Annotated in this window: 18 protein-coding genes; 10 read left to right on the forward strand and 8 right to left on the reverse strand. The window is 38.9% G+C overall.

The annotated features are described in order from the left end of the window. Positions 1–59: 59 nt before the first annotated feature. The 5 genes from ACWATR_RS33720 to ACWATR_RS33740 all read left to right on the forward strand — a co-directional run bounded on the left by ACWATR_RS33720 (position 60) and on the right by ACWATR_RS33740 (position 7,211). On the forward strand, positions 60–1,832 hold the full coding sequence (locus tag ACWATR_RS33720) for a type IV secretory system conjugative DNA transfer family protein (protein WP_460342735.1): 1,773 nt from the start codon (positions 60–62) through the stop codon (positions 1,830–1,832). A 389-nt stretch (positions 1,833–2,221) separates the two neighbouring features. Further along, entirely contained in the window at positions 2,222–2,713 is a 492-nt protein-coding gene (locus ACWATR_RS33725) for a relaxase/mobilization nuclease domain-containing protein (protein ID WP_460342738.1), read from the forward strand. 222 nt (positions 2,714–2,935) lie between these two features. Further along, positions 2,936–3,346 carry a hypothetical protein gene (locus tag ACWATR_RS33730; protein ID WP_460342741.1) on the forward strand — a complete coding sequence of 137 codons (411 nt, stop codon included), beginning with the start codon at positions 2,936–2,938 and terminating at the stop codon, positions 3,344–3,346. A 216-nt stretch (positions 3,347–3,562) separates the two neighbouring features. Beyond that, complete coding sequence (locus tag ACWATR_RS33735) at positions 3,563–6,394, forward strand: DUF3854 domain-containing protein (RefSeq protein ID WP_460342744.1); 2,832 nt, start codon at positions 3,563–3,565, stop codon at positions 6,392–6,394. Between the two features lies 1 nt (position 6,395). Further along, entirely contained in the window at positions 6,396–7,211 is an 816-nt protein-coding gene (locus ACWATR_RS33740; RefSeq protein WP_460342747.1) for a hypothetical protein, read from the forward strand. A gap of 223 nt (positions 7,212–7,434) precedes the next feature. Here ACWATR_RS33740 and ACWATR_RS33745 read toward each other — a convergent pair whose 3' ends face one another. After that, positions 7,435–8,208: a sensor histidine kinase gene (locus tag ACWATR_RS33745; RefSeq protein ID WP_460342750.1), complete on the reverse strand. Its 774-nt coding sequence runs from the start codon at positions 8,206–8,208 to the stop codon at positions 7,435–7,437. Positions 8,209–8,472: 264 nt separating this feature from the next. On the opposite strand from ACWATR_RS33745, the gene ACWATR_RS33750 reads away from it, so the two are divergent. Continuing rightward, positions 8,473–9,156, forward strand: a complete 684-nt coding sequence (locus ACWATR_RS33750) for a response regulator transcription factor (RefSeq protein WP_460342753.1) — start codon at positions 8,473–8,475, stop codon at positions 9,154–9,156. Between the two features lie 52 nt (positions 9,157–9,208). On the opposite strand, the gene ACWATR_RS33755 is transcribed toward ACWATR_RS33750, so the two are convergent. Genes ACWATR_RS33755 through ACWATR_RS33770 form a run of 4 tightly spaced genes read right to left on the reverse strand, consistent with a single transcriptional unit; the run spans position 9,209 to position 12,407 of the window. Further along, positions 9,209–9,862 (reverse strand): DUF6753 family protein, encoded by a 654-nt coding sequence (locus ACWATR_RS33755; RefSeq protein ID WP_460342756.1) that lies wholly within the window; start codon positions 9,860–9,862, stop codon positions 9,209–9,211. Next, positions 9,828–10,544, reverse strand: coding sequence for a hypothetical protein (locus tag ACWATR_RS33760; RefSeq protein ID WP_460343288.1), 717 nt, complete (start codon positions 10,542–10,544; stop codon positions 9,828–9,830). The genes ACWATR_RS33755 and ACWATR_RS33760 overlap by 35 nt, the downstream gene beginning before the upstream one ends. Before the next feature lie 16 nt (positions 10,545–10,560). Then, positions 10,561–11,535: a nucleotide-binding protein gene (locus ACWATR_RS33765; RefSeq protein WP_460342759.1), complete on the reverse strand. Its 975-nt coding sequence runs from the start codon at positions 11,533–11,535 to the stop codon at positions 10,561–10,563. A gap of 41 nt (positions 11,536–11,576) precedes the next feature. Further along, positions 11,577–12,407: a hypothetical protein gene (locus ACWATR_RS33770; protein WP_460342762.1), complete on the reverse strand. Its 831-nt coding sequence runs from the start codon at positions 12,405–12,407 to the stop codon at positions 11,577–11,579. 485 nt (positions 12,408–12,892) lie between these two features. Here ACWATR_RS33770 and ACWATR_RS33775 point away from each other — a divergent pair, with 485 nt between their 5' ends. Continuing rightward, the gene (locus ACWATR_RS33775) at positions 12,893–13,546 is read left to right on the forward strand and encodes a hypothetical protein (protein WP_460342765.1); all 654 of its coding nucleotides are present in this window, start codon (positions 12,893–12,895) and stop codon (positions 13,544–13,546) included. Positions 13,547–13,713: 167 nt separating this feature from the next. Here ACWATR_RS33775 and ACWATR_RS33780 read toward each other — a convergent pair whose 3' ends face one another. Further along, on the reverse strand, positions 13,714–14,019 hold the full coding sequence (locus ACWATR_RS33780; RefSeq protein WP_460342768.1) for a hypothetical protein: 306 nt from the start codon (positions 14,017–14,019) through the stop codon (positions 13,714–13,716). Positions 14,020–15,455: 1,436 nt separating this feature from the next. Between ACWATR_RS33780 and ACWATR_RS33785 the strand changes: the two genes are divergently transcribed. Further along, a complete protein-coding gene (locus tag ACWATR_RS33785) occupies positions 15,456–15,671 on the forward strand; it encodes a hypothetical protein (protein WP_460342771.1) in 216 nt (71 codons plus the stop codon). 144 nt (positions 15,672–15,815) lie between these two features. Here the strand turns inward: ACWATR_RS33785 and ACWATR_RS33790 are convergent, their stop codons facing one another. Beyond that, positions 15,816–16,775, reverse strand: coding sequence for a tyrosine-type recombinase/integrase (locus ACWATR_RS33790; protein ID WP_460342774.1), 960 nt, complete (start codon positions 16,773–16,775; stop codon positions 15,816–15,818). Between the two features lie 280 nt (positions 16,776–17,055). Then, positions 17,056–20,640 (reverse strand): plasmid replication protein, CyRepA1 family, encoded by a 3,585-nt coding sequence (locus ACWATR_RS33795; protein ID WP_460342777.1) that lies wholly within the window; start codon positions 20,638–20,640, stop codon positions 17,056–17,058. Positions 20,641–21,771: 1,131 nt separating this feature from the next. On the opposite strand from ACWATR_RS33795, the gene ACWATR_RS33800 reads away from it, so the two are divergent. Beyond that, positions 21,772–23,190, forward strand: a complete 1,419-nt coding sequence (locus tag ACWATR_RS33800) for an NB-ARC domain-containing protein (protein ID WP_460342780.1) — start codon at positions 21,772–21,774, stop codon at positions 23,188–23,190. A gap of 12 nt (positions 23,191–23,202) precedes the next feature. After that, positions 23,203–25,050 carry a protein kinase domain-containing protein gene (locus tag ACWATR_RS33805; protein WP_460342783.1) on the forward strand — a complete coding sequence of 616 codons (1,848 nt, stop codon included), beginning with the start codon at positions 23,203–23,205 and terminating at the stop codon, positions 25,048–25,050. The last annotated feature ends 5 nt before the right edge of the window (positions 25,051–25,055 follow it).

Here is a 25,055-nt window from a genome sequence, read left to right on the forward strand (position 1 = left end):
ACTTTTCTTATTTCCATTCCGTCCCCAATTAACTATTGTTACTCCTGAATTGTTACGTTATGAGCAATAATTTCACTACTTTGCAAAGTAATCAACCTTTTCGATTCGAGCATCTTCAAAATCCATATAGCGACATTGGCAAGTACACTCATCATTTGTTTAAACCAAGTGGATTAGCAATTATAAGTATGTTGGCTGCTTACATTTTAATGAGAGTATTTTTTGGCGATGGCAGTAATAAAAATAAGATTGCTACTAGCTATTGGGGAGGAACAAAGGAAACTAATACAGCTAAGAAAAAAGCATTGCAACAGATAAAATCCCCTCGGTGTGATAGTGTCGCTTTATATATTGGTAGACATCAATTCAAAGGTACAAAAAAACAAAGTGGTAGTCCAAAATTACCGATTTATGTTCCAGAAGTGCAAAGGGGAACTGCTGCTATTGGCGCACCCGGAAGTGGGAAAACTTTTAGTGCCATTAATCCCATGTTATTTTCCGCAATTGACCAAGGTTTTCCTATTTTACTATATGACTTTAAATATCCATCTCAGGCGAAAATCGCTGCTTATGCTAAACTTCTTGGCTACGATGTTCATATTTTTGCCCCTGGTTTTCCCGAATCCGAAGTTTGTAACCCATTGGACTTTTTAAGAGATTCTTCTGACGCTGAAAACGCTCGGCAGATTGCCACAGTCATCAATAAAAACTTCCGCATTCTAAACAATTCTAATGAAGATGGATTTTTCGGCCCCTCTGGGGATCAGTTAACCCAAGCTGTATTGATGTTAACCAAAGAGTTTGGAGATAGAGCAGATGTCATGACCAGTGCTGCCATCTTGTCTAGTGAGCAGATGATTGCCCGGTTAATGTCTGCTAATCTCAACCCTTGGGTCAAGATTGCCTTTGGTCAGTTGTTCAGTTCCGCCGCAAGTGAGAAAACTGTTGCTGGCATTGTTGCCACAGCTAGTATCATGTTTACCCGCTTCATGGCTAAGAACACACTCGGTTGCTTTATTGGTAAAACAACTTTACCACTCTCAATCAAGGGTAAACAAATGATTATCTTTGGTTTAGACAGAGAGCGCCGCGATGCTGTTGCACCCTTGATGACTAGCGTTCTCCACATGACCATCGCCCGAAATATAGCCAAAAAAAGGCAAGATCCTTTGATAGTTGCATTAGATGAACTGCCTTCTCTTTATTTACCTGATTTATTCAGATGGCTTAATGAATCACGAAGTGAGGGTTTCTGCGGTATCCTCGGCTGGCAGAATATGGGGCAACTTGAGAAGAATTATGGACGCGAAGTTGCTAAGACCATCCTTGGTGCTTGTAGTACAAAATTTATTTTCAACCCTGGGGAGAACGAATCAGCACAACTGTTTTCTTCCTTTCTGGGAGATGAAGAAATTAGGTACAAACACAAAAGCCGTTCTACTGGTGGTGGAAAGAGCAATAATACCATTAGCGATCAAGAAAAAACTAAAAAGCTCTTTGAGTCCGCCCAGTTTTTGAAGCTCCCAGCCGGGAAGTGTGTTTTTATCAATCCTGCATACTCCAATACAAAAGAGGGGTCTGTTCCTCAGTTAAAAAGCATCAATATTCCTCAATTTCTCCGCGATATCGACAGATACAACGAAAAAAAATGGAAGCCAGTTGTCAGTAGATTAGCCCGCAGAAGTACTCAAAGATATCCGACTCAGCACGACTTAGATTTGAGAGTGGATGATGTCAATAAGCGTTTCCCTTTACCTGTCAAACAAGACAACAATCCTAACAATAAAGTTTTAAATGTTGGAGAAATTAAATCAATTCTAGACAATAAATAAGAATTCAGTACCCAGAATCCACGAGTCAGAATAAATAAATAAATAAATATTTTAATTCTACTGAACTTCTTATAAATTCTGACTCCTAACTTCTGACCGTCGCTTCTCGAAATTCAAAATTATCAATTCAAAATTCAAAATTAATTAAATAATTTTACAATTTTGAATTCTCTAAATTGTAAACTTAAAATTTAATTGTAGCAATGCTTACAAGTCCCTTAATTTATTAATGAAGACATAAAAAGCACAGTATCATTATTTAAAGTCTCTGCTTTATACGTGGTTTTGATAATTTTGAATTTTGAATTTTGAATTTTGAATTGTTTTGACTCCTGACTCCTGTATTCTGCTTCATAATGCTCAGATTCCAATTCCAAGGATAGTAAACAATGAAAATGATGATTAAAGAATATGCTCTTTCTGATTTTGAGATAATTAACCAATTAATGCAGACGTTGACCATTCACTCCGGTAATCTTGTTAACATTCATGCTCCCGCTTGGATAATTAATAGTTATCAGGTTTTTAGTAAGCAAAGATCAAGATTAAAAAAGGTCGGAATTTATGTTCATATTACTTTGAAAAGTTTCCCAATTACTCTATCCTTAGATGTTTCTAAACAAATTCTCAATGAATATATCCAAGGTATCGGCTGGGATGATTTGCAATATGTCACTTTTCTCAAATTTCATCAAGACTTCTTAGAATTCCATCTTATCTTTAATCGCGTGATGCCATCAGGGGAAGTAATTGACTTAAATTGTCTCGGTGCTAAACCACAGCAGTATGACGTTTTACAAAAATCTTTAATAAATATTATCAAGTCAGGCACAAGGCAGGAGGTAGAAGTCAAAAAGAAGGGTGTGGGGGGTAGGGTGTAGGGTGTAGTAGGGAACACAGCATTGGTGGGGGCTTGAAACCACGGGCCTTTGCAATGCAATCGTCTTAAAAGACGGGGCTTGTACGTTCGCGCAGCGTCTCGTAGAGAAGATCGTTGTTGGAGCTTTCTCTACACCCCACACCCCACACCCCACACCCTGCCCCTTTGGGGCTTTGTCAGAACTGCCTCCTTCAATAAAACAACATGGGAACTGAGGTGAAATATGTTTGATGAACGGCATTTACAACTGGTTTCTAGTTATGCTAAAAGCAGCGATTATTTTGCCAGAAATGTCATAGCACCTTTAATAAAATATGTTTGCGCCGACACTGTAGAACAGTGGAATAAAAGAGCAAGAATTGAACTTGGAAAAGATACTTATGCTCTTAAACTTGATGGAGGTGGAGGTTATTCTTGGACAAAAGTTGATCCGAAAACTAATAACTTTGTAACAGTAGACCCAGATGAAGCTAAAGAAGTTGAAAAAATTGTCGAACAATCTTTAGCAAATACAAACCCTCCTCAGCATTCGCCACCTTCTACAGAATCATTATCAACGAATACATCTATAACCCACTCCAGGACAAACAATTCTTTAACCTCTGATGATTCTCGCTCCGAAATAGAGTTTTAACGAAGTCGGAAATAGGAAGTCGGAAGTCGGAAGTAAAGACAACAATTTCCGACACTTAGGGGTTAAAATCCCCATCCCCTATGGGTTGCGCGTTTTGCGTTGGGGTTAAAATCCCCATTGCAAAACCGTACTTCGGACTTCCGACCTACGACTTCCGACTTCGTTTTAATACCGTACTTCCGACTTCCGACCTACGACTTCCGACTTCGTTTTAATATGGATGAATTCGTTAATTTACGCCCAAATCATATCGAGCCTAAACACTGGCATGAACTGGTAGTTGATAGCGCCATTCATCCGATTATTGCCTCTGCTAATTTTAAGTCTTTATATTATGATTCCATAGAGCAGTGCCATGAATCTTGGGAATACTTGATGTATAGTGACCAGATTGAGCGTAAAAATGCTGGTCGCTTAGGTGATAAAACTCTCCAAGTTTACGCATATCTTGATTCTACTGATGGTTGGTGGTGTGATGCTGGAGTTGACCCCCGCACTTTCTCTGATTTACAACCTGGGAATAAACCAAAAGAGAAACTTTGGGGCTGTTACAAGCCTGATTCTCCTAGACCAGATCCTCAAAAAACTGGGAAATTTATCAAATATGAACATCCCTACAAAGTTGAACTTAGTATCTTCTTATTAGAAGTACCAAAAGAAATTGCTGAACTGATTTACTTCAAAGCTGGCGTTAATCCAAGCGCCTGCGATCGCCAATCCGGTTTTTGGTATTCTGTGTGGAAACACAATATACCAGTAACCATTGTTGAAGGTGCTAAGAAAGCTGCGAGTGTTTTGACTCAAGGAGATGCTGCCATCGGCTTGCCAGGGGTTAATGCTGCATATCGCTCTAAAGATGACCAAGGTTATCCAATTGAGAGCAAATTACGCTCAGAAATTGCCATGTTTGCCACTCCTGACAGAGAAATCAGAATCTGCTTTGACCATGATTCTAAAAGTAAAACTCAAGTCAACGTCGGCAAAGCTTTGATTAAAACTAGTCAACTTTTCCTCAATCATAGGGCTGCTGTCAAAATAATCACTTTACCCGGGCCAGAAAAAGGTGTTGACGATTTGATTGCTGCACTTGGCGCAGCTGCTTATGAAAAGCTCAAAGCCTTGGCGGTTTCTTTTGAAGATTGGCAGCAAGATAACCCTTTACCTGACCTGCGACAATTTATTTTTCTCAAAAATGGACAAGAGTTAAAGCTTAAGAGTGCGGAGAGTGTAGGGGGAAGTGAGATTCTCCTCACACCTTCTACAACTCCCACACCTTCTACAACTCCCACACCTCCCACACTCCCCACATCTCCCCTACCTCCTCTACCTCCCCTACGTCCTCTATCTCCTTTATCCCGTACTCACCCTCTGTATGCTGCTATCAAATCTATACAAGTACAACAGACATCATTAACCCAGCAAACAGAGTCAAAAATTGCAGATTTTCCACAAACTAATTCCCAAACAAATGATCAAGTAATTATTCCCGAAGCCTCTCTGACTCCCCTGCCTTCCCTACTTCCTTTATCCCCTACTCGCCCTCTGTATGCTGCTATTATCAAATCCATACGAATACAACAGGCATTATTAACCCAACAGATAGAGTCAAAAATTGCGCCTCGTTTGCAAACTAATTCTCAAACAAATAATCAAGTAATTATTCCCGAAGCCCCTCAATCTCAAGTTAGTCCGCCTTCAGAACAGAGCAGCACTCATAACTCACAAAACACGGAATCAATATCAGTCGATGAATTAGACGAATTAGATGAATTAAACCTATTGAAACGCCGTCGTCGCCAATCCGAAATTATTTCTGACACCATAGAGGATAACAAAACTTTTGTTGAAAAACTCTCTAGTCTTAACAAGGATTCTTTTGAATCTAGCAGTATACCTACTGCTAACAGTTGGGTCAATATCAAACAGGTAACAGTTTATAAACAAACAATCCCTCGAAAGTTTTTAGAAGCTAAACAAAATCAAGACATTGCTTTTACTGCTAGAGAGCTTGTCAAGAATTATGGCGTTCAACAAGATGATGGCTCTACAGTTTATCGTGCCGATGCTTTTCTTATTAAAAAGAATAAATCTACTTATACTATTCATCGTCGTCAAGCGACAAACTTAGATAATCCTATTATGGAGTTTGAAGCCTCACAATATCATATTAATATTACTCAAAAACCTTTAGATAAGTTTTTACCTATAGAACGCCAGGAGTTTTTAACGGTTGCAGATACCTTAAAGCAAGGTAAAGAGCTACCTGACCTTGATGAAGACCCCAGGAAAATTGCTAACACCCTAAGTTCACTTTCTCCTGATGGTACTCATAAAATTCTTGAAAGTTTTAAATCTTTAGAAGTTTTAAAAATACTTACAAATACTCTAGAAACCTTTAATTCTCACGATTTAGAATTAGGTAGTTATCGGATTACTTATACTTCTAATGATGAAAATAGTGGTGATATCAAGCTTTTAAAAACTGAACATAACGGTACTACTAGAGTTGCTGTACACCTAGAATTGAATCGTACTGATGAACAAATGAGTCATCTAGTTCACTCTATGGCTATTAACTCATTAGAAATTGACAAACTCAGGCTGATGGCAACTAAACTTCAAATCCCAACAATTAATTCTGCTGCTAATGCCCACGCGACTCGTGATATTCCTTTGCCACTTCATCCTGCATTAGCTGAAGTTTGGAGCTTACTGGAAACTTCTACCAGATGGACATCGGGAGCAAATCAAGGTAATGAAGGTTTTCGTGAGCGATTTCAAAAAGACCCCAATGCTAAACTAACTTTAGGTGAGCAGTCACAACTTTATTTTAAATTTTTAATTCAAACTAAAGAAGAAATTATTATTAATGGGAAAACTGATATTATTTTGCCACCACTTAGCCAAATTACAGAGGATTTAAAATTGTTACGTGAACAATCTATTAATAATTTTTATAGTCCCAGGATCGATCTCATCGAAACACAGAAGCCAACTCAGGAAAAACCTCATAACCCAGAACCTCAATTAAACAACTTGGAAGTTTAGTATGCAATCCACAGATGTTAGAGAAACTATCGCCTCCATTAATCGTGGGAGCGGAATCTCGAATAATATGATGGCTTATCGGCTGGCTCTCATGATGGAGAGAGTGCCACAGACTACGGTGCAATCACCCATTGAATTAGATTCCCAATCACGTCAAAATCTTGAAGATAATCTCAGAGGTATTTTGACCAAAAGCACTCAAAATATTGAAGATTATAGGCAACAACTTAAAAATCAATATCTCGCTGAATATTCTCAAAAGTTTGGTGGCTCTCAACCCGAAAAAACTGTGACGGAGCAGCCTAATGATTTCTCTAGAGTTGAAAATCTAATTACCCAAAGAAAGCATATATTCCTCCAACAAATGATGGCTCAAGGGGAATCAAACGTTAATTTAACTCCCTCCACATCAGCAAATCAAGAGCTTAATAAACAACATCAAGGCAATGACTTTAGCAAAAAGTCCCTGATTCCTGCCGTTGTTCAAACTATCATTGCTAAAGGTCAAGATACTAAAAATGAAGGCCGCGTTTATGAAGGTATTCTTTATAGACTTCAATTACTTATTAAAGAAGGTATACAGTTTATCAATATTAACCGCAAAAATGAATCGAATCAAAAAGCTTTTGCTGCATATAAAGACCACACTAACGAGTTTACAATTACCTTGAATAACCTCTCAACTGAAGAAGCACAAAAAATCGTTGCTTTTAATCAGCAACGGATTACAAAACAACAAGCTCAACCTCCTATTCAAACTGATAAAAATCAGGAATTTTCTTTTGATAAAGATGATAATCCCGATCTCGGAGATTAGGCGCATTCAACTAAAATACCCCATGACTAATCCAAATATAAATCCACTGATTAAGAGATACCGTCTTAATATTGGATTTATTTTCACAAAAGGAGCAATTATTGTTGCAAGAAATATGTAGAATGTGGCTTCAAATATATCAGTGCTGAATGTGATAACCGCAGCAATAAACAGCCCAGCAAATATCAAACATCCAACTACATACTCTATCTTGTCCCATAGCTTAGTGTCGTCCAGGTAGCGCATGAGTCAATCTCGGCTTTTTCGGGATTGTAGCATCTACTCCATAAGAATTGTTGACTTGATAGGGAAATTTTATTGTAAATATCGTTCCCTTACCGACAACGGAATCTACAGACAGTTTCAGCCCATGAGAATAAGCTACCATCATTGCAATATACAATCCTAACCCGGAGCCAGGTGAAGAAACAGTCCCACGATGAAAAGGTAGAAAGATATTCGCCAAATCCTCTGGTTCAATACCAACACCTGTGTCTTCAATTAAAACTACCAAGTCATCACCCTGGTTCAACAATCGCAAGAATATATCACCTGTCTCTGTATATGAAAGCGCATTTTGAAGTAGATTTGAACACATTCTATAAAGATGTATCGCATCTCCTTTAACCCTGGTTCCATGCAGATATCCTGTACAAGTCTCGTAGTGCAATCTTAAGCCCCGATTAATAACTTTTGGCGTATACTCTTGATATAAATTATTCAGTAAGTCGCCAAAATCAAATTCATTAATCAAGGATGGATTCAACCCGATAACTCTATCTCTTGACTGATGACTTTGATACCTATCTATCAACTGAATTACTTGATTATTTGTCTGCCATAAGGATCTCAAAATTGTTTTTATCTCTTGTAAAGTACTACCGTACTCTCCATCCATCATTTGCTTTAAAACAACTGACTCATTGACAACCGCATTTGATACGTCATGCAATAATGTGGAAATATTAATTTTATTTATGAATTTTGCTTGGGACATATAGCCACTCCTAAACGAAATTTATTTTTTCTTACCAACTGATTTCTCGCAAATATTTTTACTTTTAAGTATAACTAATTTTTTGCAATATATGTTCTACTTAAAACCTGCGTCTGAAATTAGTTTGCAAATATTTATATTCTAATTATCGGGAAAACAACTAATACTTGTTTTTAAATTATACTGGTTTCATTCAAATATTTATGGTATAAAAAGAGGAGAGGTTAAAGATTAACTTCCGGTGCAAATATTCTCGGTGCAAATATGACTATCATGACAATTCGGGTAGTAGTAATTGAAGACCAAGAACTATGTAGACTTGGCATTAGAACGGCGATTGCACAAGAATCAGACATGGAACTGTGCGGTGAGGCTAGCTGTGGATTGGAGGGATTAGAGCTAGTCCAGTCAACAAATCCTGATATTGTCTTACTTGATATTGGGCTACCAGACATCAACGGACTGGAAATCGCAACCAGGATTAAGAAGCACACCCTATCCAAAGTTATTATCCTCAGTGCTTATTCTAGTCAAAATATGATTAACGAAGCTTTTGCCTGTGGTGCTGATTCATATTTCTTAAAGACAACCAAGATCGACTCGATTAAAAACGCTATCCGTTGTATCTATCAAAACGAAGAATATCTTGACCAAGCGATTATCAAGAGATTTCTGGAATTGAACCATCGTCAGAGTACAAAAATTAAAGGCAAAAGATATAATGAGTTGCCTACAACTCAAGAAATTGAAATTCTCAAATTAATTGCCAGTGGCTACTCCAATAGGGAAATCGCTAATCAACTTTTCATTAGTATTAGCACAGTCAAATCCCACACTGGCAACCTTTTTCTGAAGCTGGGAGCTAGAGATCGCGTCAATGCCATTATTAAAGCTCAAAGTTTTGGCTACTTAGAACCTTCAACCCAAGACTGGAGAGCTATTGGGTAGTTCATTATTTGTCAATTCTGGCTCCTGGCTCCTGACTCCTGAATTCTTACCATTATTTCTTGTTCTTTTGCATTTGAATCAAGCAATATCCTTTCAAGCGATTTTCTTCTTGACAAGCAGTCAGAGTTTGTTGATTATCAACAAAAAGCTTATAAGTTTGCTTACCTTCGCTAGATTTTACCCATTGTAAAATCTTCAAGTCGTTGTTTGACAAGATGACTGATTGATTTTGTCCCAAGTTAGTCATCACGTTCCAAGTTGTAAATGAAGCAAGCATCGCACCGGCTGCTGTCACTCCTCCTACCAGAGCGCAGATAGACCAAAAACGCATCTGAGAATTTCCTGTAGATAATCGCATCTCTTTTGCTGGCGATGATGTCGAGGATGCAGATGATATTGATGCTTGTATCAGCAAAGGCATTTGTTCAGTTAATACATCACGCACAGCATTACTGACTACAATGTTGTTCATTGATTGGGCTGTTTTAGAAGTATTCGCCACTTTCTCTTCGACTGTTAGTACCCAAGCTTCAATCATTGCCTCCATTCGTGCTTGCAGTGAAATCATTGTCTCTTCATATCTGCCAAGTGTTGCCATGACTTGAAACATCGGGTCATCTTCTGCTAACCCCACTTGATGCGCTGTTTCAACAATCCTCTGTTGTTCGGCTTCAGAATACCCCTGCAATATTTCTGATCTTCTCACCTGCTGATACTCCTAAGTAAATACTTGCGACTTGATTATTTTTTACAGCATCAAAGAAATTTTTTAGCCACTGATAAATATATGAGCGATATAGCACATATAGGGATTGCTCATGAAAACATTGTGAGTAAGGTTTGCTTAAATCCTCCATTCCTTGATAGTGATCTCTGTGCAAGGCTGTTAATCTAATTTCTGTGCCCCCAATCAATGGCAATTTTTGCTGTACTAATTGGTTGTACTCTTTAAATCTTGTATCAAAATGTTGATTTTTTACTATGACATAATTAGCATTGTCCGTTGCAAAATCTAGTAGCTGCAAAAAATATTCCATGCAATCACTTCTATGGGAAATTGGCTGTAGAAATGTTAACTTCCAGTTGAGTTCAGCCAAAACAGTAAAAAAATCTGCCTCATATATGTAGTTACAGGTTTCTTCGATATATTGTCCCGGCATATCTACAAAAAGCACATCTAATGAGTCATTAAGTAAATCGTCTAACACCAAATCCGGGTTGTCAGTGAAAAAATTTAAGTTTTCTATTGGTACTATACCTTCATAAGCTTTGAACTTATTACGGTTGTCATGGTTATAAATCTTAACTGTTTGATGTTGACTAAGGAATAGTTCAATCAATAACTTGATAACTGTAGACTTTCCCACACGCGAGTCACCTACAGTCATCACTACACGTCTACAACTAGGGAACATCGTTTAATCCTAAAATGCTTTTTGCCAATCCAACTTGTTCCTTAAATTTACTAATCCAAGTACTTACCCTTCCTTTAACTGATGGCTTTTCTCTTTGCTCTATTCCTTGATTAAACGTCAAGCTATTCTTATCTAAATAATCATAAGCGTGTTCTATTAAATCTGGCATCGTTATCTCAATAAAGGGAATATTGCTTTCTACTAAGATATCCCTCATCGCTGTTATGTCTGACGATTCTTTATATCTTACAAAATTGTCTGGCGAACCGAAGAATAAATTCTTCACTACGACATAATCTACTTGGTCTTGACAAAAATCATATAAAGTTATTAACTGCTTTACCGAATCCATTACTCGACTAATTACAACTACAATTGTTACTCGCATATCATATAATTCATCAACTGTAGACAAAAATTTCATTTGTTGTACAACATCTTTTAAAATTCTCATGGACTGTGGTGGTAATTCCAATAAGAATAAAGACTTTCCGGGAATAACTGCTCCTTCTGTGTCTAGACTATCCTCTATTAACTCTTTCAAATCATCTAAAAAAATGTCTACATTCCCTTCTGTAAAAAAATCTAATTCTCTCACTAAACATTTATCGCCATAAAATCTGCTTAAATGAGAATTAGATATGTCCGCATCAAAAGCCAAAAATTCTTTTTTCATATCCAAATATGTTTGCGCTAACCCTCTGGCGAAAGTACTTTTCCCTACTCCTCCTTTATCTCCTGTCACTATCACTAATCTCCGACTCCACTGTTTTTTATTGCTAACTGCGATTTTTGTTTGTGGCAGGACTGTATTTACTACTTCTGTTTTTTCACCTATAGTTACTGCTTCTGGTATCTGATGTACATCTTCTGTACTTTCTGCTTCTGTTGTTTCATCTGTTAGCAAGAGTAATTCTTCTGCTCCATTAACGATTTCTGCCTCATCATTTAAAATAGCTGTCATCTGATTTTCTCCTCTATTTCATGTTTAATCAGTTTCGGGGTTTAGTCCAGTGCTAGCATCTCTGCTGAAAAGTAGTCTAATAGGTTTAAATACATTGGTTTTAAATCCTTGAAATTGTCAATTGATTTATTAACCATTGTTCCCATAGCTTGTAATATTAATCCCTGTTCTAGTACCTGATTTAAATCCGACTCATTTATTTTTCTGAAATGATAATAAACTAACAAATCTAATGATTGAGCTATCAATAAATTTTCCGACCGGATCACCAAATCTTCATAAATATATTCATAACTGCTGACTGACCTTAGTACTGTCTTCAATACTTGAAAATATCTGCTTCTAAACTCAATCCCATTTAAATCAACAGTCTGAGGACAGCTAGCTGGCAATGGAAGCTTTTTAAAAATAAACTTCAAATATAAATCAATACTATTTGATGACCAAGAATCACTACTTTGAAAATACAAATACTTGATCAAAGAATCTTTTTGAGAATAATCTATTTGTTGAAATAAGTATTTAGGCTGCTCGATTGCAATCATCGTCACATCATTTTTAAACACTGGCATCACATTTGTTCTTACCCATTGCATAAATTGCCTGACTACATTGTGTTCTACTACACTTGTTCGTGATATTAATGAGTGAATCGATAGAGCGCTGAGTGTTGATACCAAACTCACTTGATTATTCTCCATCATCACTAATCGTTTCTGAACTTCTATTGACCTCACCAAATCATCATTTATTGGAGCTACTATTTGCAATACATCCACTGCAAATAACTCTAGCCCTGTTGGTGTTGCTATCACTCTTACTACACAACTTGATGGATGCTCAAATTCCCAATATCGCCAAACTTCTACCATTTCTCCACTAACTTTTTTGTTCTCCCTCCTCTTACTGCAAAAGTTAACTTTTTACCATAAGAAGATACATTGCATACTTGAAAAAGAATTCAGCTATTTTGAATGAGTGTAGCCCAATGACTATTGCCCATGCTGAATTCTTACTTAGACACTATGGCATATTCCCCCACTTCAAAGGAATCGCTCGAAGTCTAAAAAAATATCGTACTTCTGGCTATTGCTTTTTGTTGACATCCTGTTATAAAATTAGCCTTTTTCTTTGGATAAGATTAAATTACCCGGAAAAGTTAGTTTAAGTTTTTTAATAGTTAATTACTCTTTTTAGCTTGCTATTTAAAATCGAATCATTATATATTATTAGGACGAGATTTAGCTCACATTAATCCCATAAATACATAAAATTTCTTTTCAATATTGAGCTAAATTTAGCTTTTTTACTATCTAATTCACTCACAATAAATTGTCGGTTATCAGGTGAGAATAATATGCTTTTCAAAACTTCACAAATCGCCATTACTTTAGCTTTGCTCGTCGGTGGTGGTATCATCTCTTGCCAGAGTAAAACGCCTGAACAGACTGCCAAAGAAACAGAACTTGAGTTGATTGCTGCAAAGGAAAAAGCAGAAGCTGCCGAAATCAAAAAATTTGTTGACAGTACTCCCGATCTGTATAGAGTTAATTGGAAAGTTTGTAGTGAAGGGTTTCTCGATCGAGACAACAACGGCTGTAAAGAAAGTCGAGATGTCCGTGCTAAAGGTTTTCCTGAAGCCGTCCTTGTTTGGGGGCCTGTTCAAGAGGTGAAGTTTGTCACTAAGCGTCATTTCAGTCCCAATATGCAAAGTGTTGGTTTGTTTGTCAAATCTAAAGGTTGCCTGAAATTGGGTAAACCCGAAGGAGGAGATCAGTTTTACAAAATACACGAATTTTCACTTACAAAAGGTTCTGCCCTTCCAAATCCTGACAGCGCTAAAATTGATAAACTTTCTCCTGAAGATAAAACCAAAGCTATACGAGTAGCCACCAATAACGCCGAAGACGAAATTGCTTCTTTAAACAATTTCGGTGTTTCTTCCAGTGGATTTATACCTACTACTGCTTTGCAACCTTGTCTCACCCTTGAAAAATGGAACAAGCTTTGAAAAAGAATTCAGCACAGCCTGATAGCAGATCAGCAAAGATAGGAGCCATCGCTCACCTCAAAAATCATCAAATCCACCACGCTGGATTCAGCTTGATGGACTCGATAGGTAAACAGGCAACTCCTGCATTCTGGCGACTGACGCATGTATTCTGTTTCGATAAAATACTAACTTGCTGGCTGATAGAATCCTGTATTTTGGTTAAATTCCCACCCAACACCGGATCTATCTTTGCCCTTACACCATGCTACAAAAAGCGGTGGGGGGAGTTTAATTCGCTCCTTGCGTACAGTTTCCTCACTTACACCAAGTCTCTTGGCTAAACCTTCTTCAGTTAACGGTTGCATTCGAGGAGTATGCCCTTGGAAGGATGAATTGTTGTAGTACGATTTTTGGCCCCGCTTTTGTTGGTTGTTGAGATAGTCTTGAATTTTAATGATCGCCTCAGCCAACTGTGTCATTCGGGCTGTCATCTTTTCAATTTTTTCTTCTAAATTGGCGAGATTATCAATTACTATGGTTTGGTTGCTATTAGATTCATTTGAAAACTCTGACTCTAGCTTATCAAGTCTTTCGCAAATAGCTCTTATCGTTTCATTATTTGGACTACTGTGACTTTTATTACTCGCAGCTAAGTACTCTTCTACACTTGCCTTAATCTTTGAGTCTAGGCGTTCGTCTAAATCGTTACCACCTGTTGTATCAATCTTATCTTGAGAATCGTCTAAGTAGAGTTCGATAAATTCGAGCAGCGTGGCTGTTGCAGTCGTCCCTTTCGAGTTGCAACAGGCGATAAACTGCTCCCACTTCCTTTGGTAACAGTTGAAAGATGCTAATTTTTTTTCCGCCCTGTATTGCTCATGGAAAGCGTATCATCTAGGTAAACTTGGACTGCCCACGTTTATTAAATCGTGTAATTCATCATGATAAATTACCTTGATAGTATCATCGCCAAATGTGTCAGCGCATTCTTCAAGCGATGGTTTTTGTAAAGAGATGCACTGCCAACGGCTACCATTGGCGATCAACAATTATCTCAGGCTTAAACACTTGCAGGATTCCTTTATCTAATTTTTGCTCATCGAAACAGTGCTGAGTACCTAGTTAGATTGCTGAGTAAGAAAGCAATAATTGCATCCAGTACAGTAAGTCTGTACCCCTACGGGGATCTTGCTACGCATAGCGTCTCTAAAAGTTGCCCCTGCTTTTAAGCCCTGGTGTCCATTAAAGAATTAATTGTCAGTTTTAAATAATTAGTGTCCAAACGCATCGGAGAAAAGTTTGAGTTTTTGGCACGCAAGTTTTACCCGTTTCTTGAAGAATTTTTTATAGAGCAATCAAACCACTCTCAAAAAATAAACTAAAAATGACTCTATAGTTTTATGGCGTGATAACGATTAAAAAACGGGCTATTCCGATAAGCTTGATTTGGCATGAAAGCAACAGAAGCAGGGAAGAATTTTGTACAAGTTTCTTAAAATAAGCACTTTTGCCCATTTTCTTTAACCCAAACCTACACCTGTAATATTTGTATACTCAAATGCTAAAGTATACTCTTTGACCTAATGCATCACTTATTAACTATAAAGTCATTATTAGTTTATTTTTTTCACCTATTTTAGGTTTTTCTTTTAGAGGTGTATTTTTAGGGGGAACCACAAAAAAAAGATCCCAGCCTGCATCGAAGAAAGGTAGTGTCTAGGTAAACTGAAACGAAAAGTGATTGAGTCAGTGTAAGCATATAAAAAAGTTCAACAATTCTAGTCTCTCAAAGCATTGATTTTTCGTGGTTGGGTGCAAGTCCACGTAAAAATAAGTTGAACAATTTGGGGATGGAAAAGGGATCGCTCTACCACTTTTTCAACACAAAGACACCAAACTCAAATAAAAAAGTTCAACAATTAGGAGAGTGATTCTACCCGAATGTGGGCGCGATGGGCTACGCCCCGCCGGAGGCGATCGCTCTAGTAATAACGTAGCGATCGCCTCCGGCGGGCGGTTACGCCATCGCACGGCGGTAAGACTTGCGAGCGATTCATGGACGGATGCCTGGAGCGGGGTAAAGCACCCAACAGAAATTGTAGAACTTTTTTATTTATTGTTGGACTTTATTATTTGTTGTTGAACTTTTTTATTCCTCTACAGTCAGCGCATCACTTATCTTGATAATCACTAGACCGCATCATGTAAAGGTGATTATTGCGTGTGCAACACGAGCGATGGCGTATCTACTATAAAGTGGTCGGTTACGCCATCACCCAATATGGCATTATTCGCCGTAAGGAATATGCAACAATTGAACGGCTTGGCGCTTATATTCCTCAGAACGCAAATCGTATTTCTGCGTGGTTGCTGGGTCGGCGTGTCCTGCCAGTCGGCTCACCGTCAAAACATCAACACCAGCAGTCAACAAACTAGTAATAAACGTGCGTCGAAAATCATGTGGGCTAAAAGCAGCTACTGATGCACAACTCGCCCGTTTGCGAAGAATCGTCATCACAGCTTGGTCAGTCATTCGCCCAACCTTTATATGACCACCTCGCCGTACAGGACAAATTAACGCTCCGGGCACATTACCTCTCTCTACAAGCCAATCTTCTAAAGCTGCTACCGCCCCGGAGGGCAAATACACTGTCCTCGACTTCCGCCCCTTACCCTTGCGTACAAGCAAAGAACTATCTTCTGTCTTGTAATCTACCGCGTCTAATGCTACTAACTCCGACCGACGTAAACCAGAGCCACTGAGAATCGCAATTAGTGCTGCATCTCTTTTCCCAATTAGAGTGAGGTCGTTTTTGCAATCGCTCAAAAGTACAGCAATTTCACTCGGTTTTAACAGTCGTCCTCTTAAAGGTGAATCTCCCTGTACACTTTTGAGATTTATTGCTGTTGCATAATCATCAGTACTTATTAATCTCAAGTGATGGGCTTCTTGCAACACCCGCCGTAAAGCACAAAGCATCCGGTTGACAGTCGCTGGGGCGTACTGTTCCATCAAAACTGAGCGAATTGCAGCCGTGTGCTGGTAGCGCAACTTTGACCAATCCAATGACAATGCATCACTCTCAACTGGAGCCGTCAGCATTCGGGCGATGACATTTAGCGATTTCTCCATCGTCCGCCGTGAACCTGATGTCAAACTCGACAAATAAACTGCGGCAGGGTGAACTGTCAACGGCCTGGGCGCTGCTAAAACTAAGTCAATTTGCCGTGTCGTTTCTCTTGCCATGACGATTCAGCATACACCTGCTGTCCTTGAGCCAAGTGCATCTCTAAATCTTCATTCTCCCACCAATCGATTGCGATTCTCTCCCAAGGCACTTACAAGTAATAAAATGCCCAGTCCCGCTTTAACCCCATTTCTCAAGAGAAAAAATAGCTTTGGTAAACTCTAGTTTCCATAACCTATTTTTTCGATTCCTGAAGCAAACATTGGCAGTGTAAGGATTTGGGGTTTTTGTTATCAAGCAGAGGGTAAACGCACGAATCTATAGGTTTTCATGGTTAAGTTACCCGTCCACAGGCAACACATCTTCACTTAGCAAGGCGTAAAATTCCGGGATTTGAGCCTCGACAAGTCGCAATTCACTCGCGGCGATCGCCTCAAGTTCCAGCACCGTCTCCCAGCGCAAATCACTCTGCCATCGTTTGAGAATGCCTTTAATTGCGTCTACTCCACGAGAAATACCAGAGCGAAGTATTTCTACGCAATGAAGTAGAGTAATCCGGTCAGTTTGGGGCGGAACATAAACGGTAGTATCCTCCCCTTGGCAATGGGAGTTCCCTATAGCATCAAGGGGGGGTGTGGATACGTCCTGCTGATTGGGGTTTACATTATACGCAGCAGGGGTTTGAGCAGCGTAATAGGTTCGATTTTCTTTTTGATTACGCTTTTCCACGCGATGAGCAATTACATGCATTGCAAATTCTAATTCCTCTTTAGATAAAGAGAAAAGTTTCACCTGTTGACCCCGTTTACCTTGCTTGCGGAAAGTCAGCTTTAGCCCCAGCTGCTCTAGTAAAGTCGCCAGCAACCAAATAGGTTTACAATCATGTGGAATAGTAAACCCAAGAATTGCTTTGACGTGAGCAGCACAATGTATAGCGATCTCCGTCATCTTGAGTAAGGTGGAATCGTCGGCGGTAACTTCATCACCCTTCATTAAAGAAGTGAGAATTTGATGCAGCCCCAGGTTAAATCTAGCAAGCCACCGTGCGGAATAATTGCCCCAGTCGATGCACAAAGGTAGATTGTCGCGCTCGGTGCGGTCTTTTTGGGTGACAATTGTTGGTGGTGTAGGATAACTTTGCCCGGTTTTGGGGTCAGTAAACGATTCTTCGGGTGGGGCTAAAATTGCCTCAAGTCCAGCTAAGGCTCTAATTAATCGACCACCTTTATCCATTTCTACGAGCGATTCGGTTACTTCGATGCCGTAAGAATCAGAAATGCGAAACTTTTCACATTCAAAAATTTCATTAGGGTCAAGGTAATCTTTGCTCTGACGGGCACGGTACTCGCTCAAAGTAATATTCTTAGCCTTGGCAACAGCCGAATTGTGGGCACTATCCAAAGCTTGTGCTGCCGCTTTTAGACTTTCAAGGGATTGCTCATCATCATCACTGCCCACATATATAAATGTATTGCCCATTTCTGTGAGCAGCGATCGCAAATCATCACGCAGATTATTCAGAGAATAGTGGCGGTTAGCCATAATTTGGCAGTAAGCCTCAAGCGCCCAATCTTTCTCTGCGCCCCGCTTGCCTGTTTGACGGTCAATCCGCAACAGAAAAGCGGTCATTTCATTGGTTTGGAGCAAGCGCTCTTTAATCTTGGTAGCATTGGTATCCTTGTAACCAAAGGGAGGACGCGGGGCCACCCAAATATGAAACGGAACTTTTGGACGATAGCGGTACAACTGTTGGGCACATTCGGTAGCGGTTTGGGAAACGCCGTGAAAAACACCAAACACCAAATCGAAATGATACTCAGAAATATCGACACCAGTACCCAGGCTGGGAGAGGTGAACAAGGCATCAAAGTTTTTGACGGCGTTGGTGATATCTTTAATGAAAGCGACGTTTTCATCACTGCCAGAATTATCGGAATGTACAGACCAAATCCGCCATTTTTGTGGTGTATTTGATTGGTCAGAGTTAGGTTCAGAGTACTTAATAGTAAAAGACTTTTCGAGTTTCTTGATGAAACGCTTACTGTCACTGGCTACCATAACTTTCAGACCTTGCATTAGTGCCGCCGAAATCTGGGCAACTAGGGCGCTTGAATTGCTGCCTTCGTACCAATATATAGTGCGTGAGCCATTTCTGAATTCGTTTTTGACGATGTAAGGAATTTCACCTACTGGTCGCATTGCCCGAAAGAAGTCCACTGTCAGGTCATCCATGTGTGCGTCGGCAAGGACAACCAGGGGCGCGTTGTATACTATATATTCCAGTACCTCCAAAATTGCTGCACGGTGCTGTTTACACGTATTACTGTGTAGTAGGTGGGTAAGGTATTGGCAAGCCTCATCAATAAATATGCAGCCGTAAATTAGCGCCTGGGTATTGAGTTTGTGCAAGCTGTCAATAGTAATACTAAGGGCTTGGGCTTGGGCTAAACCTGTGTAACCCAAGTCTGAATACATCGCAGTTCTCAGGCGATCGCTTAAATTCTTCAGCAGGTTGACGCGATGCCCGTTGTTGAGGAACCGAGCGTCGGGGTTTTGCTCACGCCACCAGCGCATAAGTTCAGTTTTCCCTGTACCCATATCGCTCCAGAGTACAACTAGTCCTTTTTCTGGAAAATGGAAAGATTTTTTGGGATTTTGAGTACTGGGTTTAGGGTCAGGGCAGTCAGAAATTATTAACTCTTGTTTTCCTTCTCCCTCACCATAGCTTGTAGAGCTAACACTTGGGGTGAACAATTGCTCTTGTGAAATATCGTAAAGTGGCGGAGCGGATGAACATTTTTCCTCCAGATCAGGAATACAGAGTGCTTGGGTCAAATATTTAATATTGACTGTCACATCCGGTTTGTACTTAGAGAGTCCCCATTTCTTAGCTCGATAGGAGCGCTGGTAGTCGGCAAGTGATTTGGCATCGTCTATGATTGCAGTTAGTAAGACATTGGCATCTTCGCCCCGCGCCACAACAAAATCATCAACGCCTTTTTCTGGCCCCGGCAGTAATGCAACTTCACATAAGCAACCAGCCGATTCGATTGCTTTTGCAGTGCGAACAGTGGCTTGAAACACCGACCACCTGGTTTTAGAAGAAGTTTCGTAGTCAAATAAAATAATGAACTTGCGTCCCGCCTGAGCCATTGGTACTAAGTCAGGATGCAATCGTTCATCAAAATCCCGTCTTCCGACCCGCCCGTTCCAAATTCCCGGAAGTGCGATCGCTACAAACCCCAGACTCAGCAAGCAAGCAGCCTTTTTTTCCCCTTCGCATAAGATAATCGGAATCTCTGGGTGTTGCTTTATCCACTCCCAAAATATTAATGGATTGAGTTGATCCAGCAAGCGCAATGCTAAAAGTGAATGATAGCGCTTAATTAAATAGCGTTTTGCAACTTTGTCCCAAATGGGGTTAGCGACATCGAAGTAGGTAACGCGGTTGGGAGTTTTTGGGGGTGACTCGTACTTAACTGCCTTGCCTTTTTGCCAATCAATGCGCGGGAAGTTGGGCTTAATTCTTCCCCACTCCATCGGTTGCCAGTTTTTGAATGGGTCAAGTGATTGAATCCACGTCCCACCCAACAGCAAATGCTGATACAGCTTTAAGTATCCATCGGTGACTCGCCCTGCATTCTTGCGTGGGATTTTATCAGATATGAACAGGAAATCATAAACTGATTCTCCCTCTACATGGAAAAAGTTGCGCTTAATCAACGCCGGATGAATGGCGCTACCAGCTAACAACTCATGGTACTCCGCAGCCGTGAGATTGTTTGGATATTCAGTTGGAGAGGCTGCGCCTGGGTCAAGGGGAAGGGGCAAAGGGGAAGGGGAGGAAGAATTTGTTAACTCTTCCCCATCCCTTTTCCCTTTTCCCTTTAACCTTTCCCCCGTTTTCTTAGGGGTATGGTTCATCGGTTCTCCCCTCGGAATTCCTTAGAGAAAACTCTTTCAAGCTGCAAAACTCTTGCTCTAGCCTGGATATTCCGAAAATTTCCCTTCGTCACAGCACAAAATTGCCATGCGAAAGCTGCACTCGACCCCATACGCTCTAACACTGCGCTCTTGGGGCGTTCTCTGTTTTTCACGGTATTTTCCCCTGATAACTTGGTTGACAAGCTCAGAGGGGGTTGTATCAGTTATCAGTCAACAGTTAACAGTTATCAAATAAAGGTCTACTCCTACTGATAACTGGTAACTGATAACTGTTATTCGCGCTGCTGCTACTTTTAACTACAAAAATCGCAATTTCTCTTCATCAAACTTAGCTTCATGGAAACTTATGAATTTCGATAGCCAAAATCCACCGCAACAAATAGACATTTTGTGCGGCAACTCCTATAATGGAGTAGGTAGCGCGGATTTAACTCTCGGACAATCTTAGTGGGATCACAGTCGCCAAACTATAAAGCCCACTTATCTTGTTCCTTAGAGATCAGCCCCGCTCTGAGGTTATATGATTTTCAAAATTCGGAAAAAGCGCTACTCCTTAGTGGCGCTTTTTCCGTTAAACTATTTGCTCTTTTAGTGTACTCACCTCTATTTTTCGCTTTACATAGGTAATAACCTGATTTTACAGAAGTTATGGACTTCTGGTATTGAATAATAATTTGACTCTTTGCTTTTAGCTTCTCCATGTTTGTTAAGGGTCGAGATGAGGTTTGACAATCTCTCATAAGAAGTGCAACCACCTACCTTCGCTAAAGTTTTTCGTTTAAATACCACCTATGACAGATGCTAAGTTTAGGTTAAAACATCTGGATAGTCGGATCTTCATACAACTTGACGAGGCTAAAGATTAAGCACAAATACTTATGAGCGGTTTTTGCGTGTAAAATTAGTCAGATTTAGAACATTTTGGTAGGCTAAACGTAGATTTGTCAGTACATCCAGAAAATTCTACAATGTAACATTTTAATCTTATACCCTGGATGCTCTATTGTAACAAGTCAGCTTTGGTTAAGAAATATAACAAACCATATATAAACTTTTGTTAGATTAGTGAAATAGAGTATCAGTTGTAGTAACTCAGTAGTGTAAGCGTGTATGGATTCAAATGTGAATTTAGACAGAGTACTAGAAATTTTGGAAGAGCGAGTGCTTCAATGTACTGGAAGATATTTGACTGAAGCTGAAATTGCTGTAATTAAAGGGAGTTGGGACGGTAAAGACTATAAGGAAATAGCCCGTGATAGTGGATACACGATGCAGTATTTGCAAGCAGGAGTTGGTTCACCTTTATGGGCAATGCTTTCAAAAGTCATTGGCGAAGGAGTACAAGTTAAAAAACTTACTTTAAAACCTATTTTGCTTAAAGTAGTAAAAAAGGATTATTTCAAAAAGCTAAAAGCATTAAACCAGAACGATGATGGTTTAGTGGGCAAAACTATAATATACGGAGAATTACCCAAGGTAGGTTTGTTTTATGGTCGAGAAAAAGATATTAAAGATTTGAAATACCAAGTCAATATTTTGAAACAAACTTGTATAGCTATAACTGGAGTTGGAGGAGTAGGAAAAAGTTTTTTAATAGCGAAATTAATTGAAGAAATGCTTTTAGAAAAACCGGATAACTATGAATATGTAATCTGGAATACATTGACTCGTTATTCGTCAGTTGATGAAATAGTTGCTAAATTAATTAAGAATTTTAATTTAAACGGCGAAAGTAAAAACTTTAATGAAAAAATCTCTTTGTTATCAAATTATCTTAATACACATCGGTGTTTGATAGTATTAGATGGATTTGAGAATATAGCAAATGTAAAGAATTTTGAGCAAAAATTAGAGTCTGAAGATTTTTTTATTGGATTGACACGGGAACCTCATCAAAGTTCTATCATCGTAACAAGCCAAGTACCTTTAGAAGAAATTACTTATGTGACTAAAAAGTTCTCTTTTCTATCTTTACGATTAGAAGGTCTAGATGAAAGAGCGGCAATACAAATGTTGTATGAAAAAGGTTTATCAGGGGAAGAATGTAAAGAATTAGTCGAAACTTATCGTGGTAATCCTTCAGAGTTAGAGGTAGTAACTGACCGAATTCACAGATTTTTTGGAGGAAGTATTAAAAACTTTTTCAAATACAAATCCACTGTAATTGGCCCTCGACTACAAGCAATGCTAAATCAACAGTTTGGTCAAGCAGGTTTTTTAAATAATCTTCAAAAGCAAATAATGATTTATTTAGCAGAAGAGATATCAAAAGATTCAAGTTTTATTCCCTTTTCTAAACTTGTTGATGGATTAAAAGAACGATTAAATTCAGAATTATCAATTTCTGAGCTTATAATGGCATTAGAAGTTCTAGAGCAACGCTCATTAGTTGAGACTAGTAAGAAATTCAGTAGACAAGAAGCTAGTTATAGCTTAGAGCCAGTTGTCAAGAAGTACATATTAGCAGATCCACTGGGCTTAGTGTATGAACAATCGAGTAAAACAAAAATCAGCAATTCCAGCTATTAAAGTGTATGATCCGTGGTTTATTGCATAAATCACCTTTGCTCCCAACGCAATAATCCTAATGACGCTGAAAACTGTTTAGCTTGTGGTACTCCGTTACTAATAAATGGTCGCATACGTTTACTGCGTCCTTTGAGTAGTATTGATGAAGAGATACCTACTTACACAGAGGTTTTTGAAGTTGAGGATGCTGGCACAAAATTGCATCCAGGATTTCAAATAAGAGTGATGAAAATATTAAAATGGAATGAGCCAAAATTAGTTGAATTAGTTCGACAAGAAGCGCTAGCGTTACAGGTTATCGAACATCCAGGAATTCCTGAGTCCACTATGGATGATTACTTTGCTTTTCCCCTCAAGGGTACTCGTATAGAATTGCATTGCGTCATAATGCAGAAAATTGAAGGAGAGAACTTACGGCAGTGGTTAGAAGCTTATGGTCGAATTTCGCAAGAAGTGGCACTTGAGTGGTTTTCACAGTTAATAGATATTATTGATTTAGTTCATCGCTCTGGCTTCTTTCACAGAGATATCAAGCCAGAGAATATTATTTATCAGCCTGGCAGCAACAAGCTGGTACTTGTTGATTTTGGTGCTGCACGACGAATTACTAGAACCTACCTAACAAAAATTAGCACTAGTGGGGGAACGAGGACAGGATTAGGAAGTGGGCATGAAATAACTTCTATTGTTACACCTTTTTTTACCCCACTTGAACAAATTGAGGGACAGGCAGTACCACAATCAGATTTTTATGCTTTAGGTCGAACTTTTGTAAATCTAGTTACTGGTATATCACTAATGGATATACCAAAAAACCAAGACAGATCAAGACTAATCTGGAGAAAATATGCGCCTCAAATTGACAAACCGTTTGCGGATCTTCTTGATGATATGATGGCTCCCGCTCCAGCGCAGCGTCCAACAAATACTAAAGTAATAATACAGAGGCTTAAAAAGCTTCCTCTACAAACTAAGGTTCAGAAAGTACTTAAGTCCAAAACCTTTATATTTAGTGTATTTATTGGATTTCTTACTTTAGCAGATATTGGGATGCTTAAGATACTCTTGCCAGGGCTTGCTAATACTTTAATAGCTGGAGGAGAAAAATTAGAAATAGCAAATGATTCTCAGAAAGCGCAGCAAAAATTCAACTTGGCCCTATTACTTTCTCCTCAAAGCAAAGTTTCTATTTCAACTTTCTATTTCAACAAAGCCTCTAAGAATTTGAATAACCCTGAAATAGCTAAAAAATATTATGAATTAGCAATTAAATACAATAATCAAGATATATCTGCCTACAATAATTTAGCTATTATCTGTCAACAATTAAACGATATTAATTGTGTGAAAAATAGTTATAAAAATCAATTTAAATTAAAACATGATAGCTGGGAAGGACATTACGGATTAGGTAATTTCTACGAACAGCAGGGGAAATATGATCTAGCAGAAAAGCAGTATGAAATAGCTATGGCAACTAGCGATCAAGCAATATTTGCTGTTGCTGCTTTAGCAAGATTGAAAAATAAAAGAGGCGATGACAATGGAGCAGCTATTTTAGCTTTACAAGGTTTAAATAAGACTAACAATCGTGAGCTAAAAGCATCTTTATATAAAGACTTAGGCTGGTCTAAATTAATGCAAAATCATTTAACTGAGGCAAAAGGGTATTTAGAAAAAGCGATTGAATTAGATAGTCAAAGAACAGATGCTTACTGCTTGCTATCTCAAGTAGAAGAAGCGCTAGGAAAAACGGATGATGCTAGGATTCATATAGAAGTATGCATAATAGCTAAATCTAGTCTGCCAGAAGTTTTTATGTGGAGGCAGAACTTATTAGATCGTATACTTAAAAAGTGATAAAA

The sequence above is a fragment of the Nostoc sp. UIC 10890 genome (genome assembly GCF_054786515.1).

Coding starts and splice junctions, on each gene's coding strand:
- ACWATR_RS33720 (WP_460342735.1), top strand. CDS start 60: ATGAGCAATAATTTCACTACTTTGCAAAGTAATCAACCTTTTCGATTC.
- ACWATR_RS33725 (WP_460342738.1), top strand. CDS start 2,222: ATGAAAATGATGATTAAAGAATATGCTCTTTCTGATTTTGAGATAATT.
- ACWATR_RS33730 (WP_460342741.1), top strand. CDS start 2,936: ATGTTTGATGAACGGCATTTACAACTGGTTTCTAGTTATGCTAAAAGC.
- ACWATR_RS33735 (WP_460342744.1), top strand. CDS start 3,563: ATGGATGAATTCGTTAATTTACGCCCAAATCATATCGAGCCTAAACAC.
- ACWATR_RS33740 (WP_460342747.1), top strand. CDS start 6,396: ATGCAATCCACAGATGTTAGAGAAACTATCGCCTCCATTAATCGTGGG.
- ACWATR_RS33745 (WP_460342750.1), bottom strand. CDS start 8,208: ATGTCCCAAGCAAAATTCATAAATAAAATTAATATTTCCACATTATTG.
- ACWATR_RS33750 (WP_460342753.1), top strand. CDS start 8,473: ATGACTATCATGACAATTCGGGTAGTAGTAATTGAAGACCAAGAACTA.
- ACWATR_RS33760 (WP_460343288.1), bottom strand. CDS start 10,544: ATGACTGTAGGTGACTCGCGTGTGGGAAAGTCTACAGTTATCAAGTTA.
- ACWATR_RS33765 (WP_460342759.1), bottom strand. CDS start 11,535: ATGACAGCTATTTTAAATGATGAGGCAGAAATCGTTAATGGAGCAGAA.
- ACWATR_RS33770 (WP_460342762.1), bottom strand. CDS start 12,407: ATGGTAGAAGTTTGGCGATATTGGGAATTTGAGCATCCATCAAGTTGT.
- ACWATR_RS33775 (WP_460342765.1), top strand. CDS start 12,893: ATGCTTTTCAAAACTTCACAAATCGCCATTACTTTAGCTTTGCTCGTC.
- ACWATR_RS33780 (WP_460342768.1), bottom strand. CDS start 14,019: ATGACAGCCCGAATGACACAGTTGGCTGAGGCGATCATTAAAATTCAA.
- ACWATR_RS33790 (WP_460342774.1), bottom strand. CDS start 16,775: ATGGCAAGAGAAACGACACGGCAAATTGACTTAGTTTTAGCAGCGCCC.
- ACWATR_RS33795 (WP_460342777.1), bottom strand. CDS start 20,640: ATGAACCATACCCCTAAGAAAACGGGGGAAAGGTTAAAGGGAAAAGGG.
- ACWATR_RS33800 (WP_460342780.1), top strand. CDS start 21,772: ATGGATTCAAATGTGAATTTAGACAGAGTACTAGAAATTTTGGAAGAG.